General features: G+C 66.8%; 4 protein-coding genes and 1 pseudogene. 3 read left to right on the top strand and 2 right to left on the bottom strand.

The genetic code is table 11. The features are described from left to right. Positions 1–304 precede the first annotated feature (304 nt). Entirely contained in the window at positions 305–1885 is a 1581-nt protein-coding gene (locus ACWD35_RS45025; RefSeq protein ID WP_451357104.1) for an alpha/beta hydrolase, read from the bottom strand. A gap of 352 nt (positions 1886–2237) precedes the next feature. On the opposite strand from ACWD35_RS45025, the gene ACWD35_RS45020 reads away from it, so the two are divergent. The 3 genes and pseudogenes from ACWD35_RS45020 to ACWD35_RS45010 all read left to right on the top strand — a co-directional run. Continuing rightward, the gene (locus tag ACWD35_RS45020; RefSeq protein ID WP_451357103.1) at positions 2238–2390 is read left to right on the top strand and encodes a hypothetical protein; all 153 of its coding nucleotides are present in this window, start codon (positions 2238–2240) and stop codon (positions 2388–2390) included. Positions 2391–2514: 124 nt separating this feature from the next. Beyond that, positions 2515–2748 (top strand): hypothetical protein, encoded by a 234-nt coding sequence (locus ACWD35_RS45015; RefSeq protein WP_451357102.1) that lies wholly within the window; start codon positions 2515–2517, stop codon positions 2746–2748. Between the two features lie 336 nt (positions 2749–3084). Next, a pseudogene (locus tag ACWD35_RS45010) lies at positions 3085–3552 on the top strand (IS5 family transposase); the annotation flags it as partial. Here ACWD35_RS45010 and ACWD35_RS45005 read toward each other — a convergent pair. Next, positions 3535–3891 carry a hypothetical protein gene (locus ACWD35_RS45005; RefSeq protein WP_451357101.1) on the bottom strand — a complete coding sequence of 119 codons (357 nt, stop codon included), beginning with the start codon at positions 3889–3891 and terminating at the stop codon, positions 3535–3537. The pseudogene ACWD35_RS45010 and the gene ACWD35_RS45005 sit on opposite strands and share 18 nt — an antisense overlap. Positions 3892–3984: the final 93 nt, after the last annotated feature.

Here is a 3984-nt window from a genome sequence, read left to right as displayed (position 1 = left end):
GGGCTGGATCAGCAAAGCCACACCCGGCATCCCCGGGTCTCCCGATCCTACGAGTGACCGAAAACAACCCACCAACAACGTAAGGATCAGCCTCACTGGGCCCCATGGGCCAGGACCTGTACTTCTACAACACCCTGAAGCAGACGCTGAGCATCACTCCCTTGACCGTGCGTTGACGTCGCCCCGACCCTCACCCTCCACGGCGACTGAGACGCCCGTCGGTGGCGGAACGAGGTGGGGCCTCCTGATGTGGTTCAGGAGGCCCCACCCATACCGCAGCAACTTCTGGGCTAGGGAAGGCGCGTCAGAAGCGGGGCGCTTGCGGTGTGTCCTGCGGGGTCGGGGCGATGCGCTGGGTCACGCCGGGGCCCTGGCGCCCGGACGCCTGGCAGGTGACGTCGTGCACCGGAAGCCTTCCGTTGCTCAGGTAGGCGTTGACGGTGCGGTCGGCACAGGCGCGCGGGTCTCCGGAGTAGACGCCGTGGCCCTCGCCGCCCTTGACGTACACCATGCGCGAGCCCTTCAGGGCGTGGTGCATACCGAGGCCGCTGATCAGGGGTGTCTGGGAGTCCCACTGGTTCTGCACGGTGAGCAGGCCGACCTTGTTGTGCACCACGGTGACCGGCTCGGCCGGCTTGTCCCAGAAGGCGCAGGGCGTGATGTTGGAGCCGAAGTCACCGTAGAGCGGGTACTTGGCCTTGTCCCGGATCGCGTCACGCCGGTACTGCTCGGGGTCGCGCGGCCAGGCGGCGGTGTCGCCGCAGACCACGGTCCAGAACATGGCGGTCTCGTTGTCGGCCGGCGCCGCCGCGCCGGAAGCCGCGAAACGGCGTGGCGTCTGCTGAACGTCCGGCGCGGGGGACAGGCGGGAGACCCTATGGCCGTCGGCGGCTTTCTTGAGGTCGGCGACCGCCTGGGCCGCGTACTTGGGACTGAAGAACGCGGAGCGCAGGGCGGCACGGATGTCGTCCCCGGTGAGCTTGTCGCCACCGACGTCGATGGGAGTGCGGTCCGCCCGGGCGACCAGGTCCCAGAACGTCTTCTTCACCTTGGCCGGGGTGTCGCCGAGCTTGTAGGTGCGGTGGTGCTGCGCGGTCCACTTCGTCCAGCGGGTGAACGCCGGCTCGGTACCCTCCGCCCAGACCTGGATCATGCCTCGCCAGACCCGCGCGGGGTCGACCGCGCTGTCCAGCACGAAGCGATCGGTCCGCGAGGGGAACATCTGGGAGTAGACGGCACCCAGGTATGTGCCGTAGGAGTAGCCCAGGTAGGAGATCTTCTTCTCCCCCAGAACGGCGCGGATGACGTCCATGTCGCGGGCGGTGTTGCGGGTGGTGATGTACGGAAGCCTGTCGCCGTTCCTGGTACGGCACTTGTCGGCGACGGTCCGGGCCCACTTGACGTCACGGCTGAACGTCTCGGGCTTGTAAGGGTGTTCGAAGTTCTGCTCGGTGTTTGTGAGACCGCACGTGAGCGGGCTGCTGCGACCCACGCCGCGCGGGTCGAACCCGATGAGGTCGTACTGCTCGCGGACCTGCTTGGGCATTATGCCCTTCATCATGGCCGGCATGTCCAGGCCCGAACCGCCCGGACCGCCGGGGTTGAAGAGGAGCGCGCCGTGCCGCTTGCCGGGGACACTGGTCTTGAAGCGGGAGATGGCCAGCTTGATCGTCTTGGAGTCGGGGCGGCTGTAGTCGAGCGGAACCTTGATCGTTGCGCACTGGAACGCAGCGGGCTGCGATGCGTCGCACCGGTGCCACGCGGGCTTCTGGTTCTCGAATCTCTGCAGCGGTTCTGCCGCGGATGCCTGCGCCGGGGCGAGGGCGGGGATCAGCGTTGCCGTGACCCCTACGGCGAGCAAGGGCGCGATGCGTCCTATCCGCACGATGGCCGCTCCTTTCTGTCAACTTCCAGGACGGAACGACCATTTCGCGTCCGCGAGGGCGGGCGAATCCACCTGCAGGGCGGTCTTGCTACGACTCCCGGCGTACACAGAAAAAGACGTACGGAGGAGAACCCGAACGGCCTGATTTCCGTCCGCACCAGCAGGAGTTGGAGTGTTGGCGCAGGGAAGGCGCGCGGCGCAGCCTCGCCGCGCCGTCCGGCACCCCACAACTGCCAGGGAGGCTCCGGCTCCTCACCCGTACGGAACGCCCGAAAGAACCCGGTCTGACGCCCTGCGCGTCCTGCTCGGCGCCAGGGCACCGTGGACGGCGGTCCGGCTGGCGGAGGAGCTGATGGACCGCGAACCCCTGCGCAGCACCGGGGGCTTCATGGCCGAGGAGGGGCTGGGCACCGCCTTCGCCCGGCGCAGCTGGCACCTCTGCTACCAGATGTCGGGCGGGTGTTACTGCGGGAACTGCGTGCTGCCGCGGCGCGTACGGCCGTAGGCGGCCGTGACGGAACGCCGGGCAGGGGGTGAGGCGGCCTTCTCGCCAGGGGGCTGACGGGCCAAGGCCCGGGCGGGCATAGCGCTGAGGTTCTCCTGCTCATACGCCCCCGAAAGTAGCAGCCGTGAGCCGCCCGTCCATCGAGCTCGTCCGCGCGCAGGCCGCACAGTACCGCGCACGCGTCGCGGACTCCTGCGCCATTGCGCTGAACGTGGAGGAGACTGACCGTGTAGGTAAGGAGGCCGCCCGGGCCGCGCCCCGCCGGGCCATCCATGAGGCGGTCACCGATACATGGGAGCCGATCACCCTGCTGGGGCCGCTCCTCGTCGCCGCCGTGCTCCCCCGCCTGGCCCGCTAACTCCTTGACCACGTCCTTGACTTGCCTGGTCAGACGGGCTGTGCGGCGCTGGTAACGCTCCAGCACCCCGGACACCTGCTCACGGAAGGTATGACGGCAACCGCGTGTAGGACACACCAGACGCCGGCGTCACCACCGAATGCGAGACAGGGCCGTTAAATTAACAAACGCTGCCCGAGGAAGTGGACGAAGCCAGGTTGCCGGTTCAGCCTGCTGGCCGGAGGAGGAACGGCGACATGCCGGACTGACGGTTCATCGCTCCGATGACCGGGGCCGAGCGCATCATGGTCGGCGACCTATCAGGGTTGCTATCCGTAGACCAGCACACCTGGTCTACGGGGGGCTCACACCGGGCCTTCGCCGGTCGATCGAGGCAGGCCGGGCAGCAAGCACCATCTGATCGTCGACCGGCACGGCACACCGCTCGCCGTGTCGCTGACCCGCGGCAACCGACACGACGTCACCCAGTCGATGCCGCTGCTGGATGCCATTCCCCGTATTCAAGGACTGCGGGGCCAGCCACGGCACCGGCCGCGGAGGCTGTTCGCCGATCGCGGTTACGACTTCGACAAGTACAGGCACCTTATCCGCAAACGGGGTATCACACCGAAGATCGCCCGCCGCGGCACTCCGCACGGCTTTGTCCTGGGCAAGACCCGTTGGGTGGTAGAGCGCACCTTCGCCTGGCTTCACCAATTCAAACGCCTGCGGATCCGCTACGAGATACGCGCCGACCTCCACCAAGGACTCCTCGAACTCGCCTGCAGCATCATCTGCTTGAGACGACTACGCACGGCATTCTGAAACATCAGTAGGGCCGTCCTCACCCTGGACAGGCAACGCTGACGTTGCTGATTGGTATGCCTTGGCCATGGCGTGGAAGCAGCGCTTGGGGGTGAGGCTGCCGTCGGGCATCAGCTTGCATACCCCGTAGGAGGCCATGTCGAGGTCGAAGCGCGGGTCGGCGTGGTGCGGGTACTCGTAGCCGGCGAAGGTGAACCAGAAGGCAGTATCTACGCCTTCCTCGTCGAAGACGGCGAGCATCTCGCGCAGGTAGTGGGCCTGTTCTTCCTCGTCGCGGACGTAATCGCCGTTGATGTGGGGCGGATCGGCGTCGTGATCGACGACATCTACCCAGCCCATGAGCCTTTTCCAACCTCACCCTGAGCTGGTCAGATGCAGAGTGAGTATCGCTTGGACGAGGTTGGTGATCCGGGCGGTTGAGCATCGGAGTTT

This window comes from Streptomyces sp. NPDC002671 (assembly GCF_053592475.1).
The sequence above is the reverse complement of the archived record's forward strand: the minus strand, read 5'-3'. Positions and strand labels throughout refer to the sequence as shown.

Excerpts from the sequence above, each read along its gene's own strand:
- ACWD35_RS45020 (WP_451357103.1), top strand. The coding sequence starts at position 2,238 with ATGGACCGCGAACCCCTGCGCAGCACCGGGGGCTTCATGGCCGAGGAG.
- ACWD35_RS45005 (WP_451357101.1), bottom strand. The coding sequence starts at position 3,891 with ATGGGCTGGGTAGATGTCGTCGATCACGACGCCGATCCGCCCCACATC.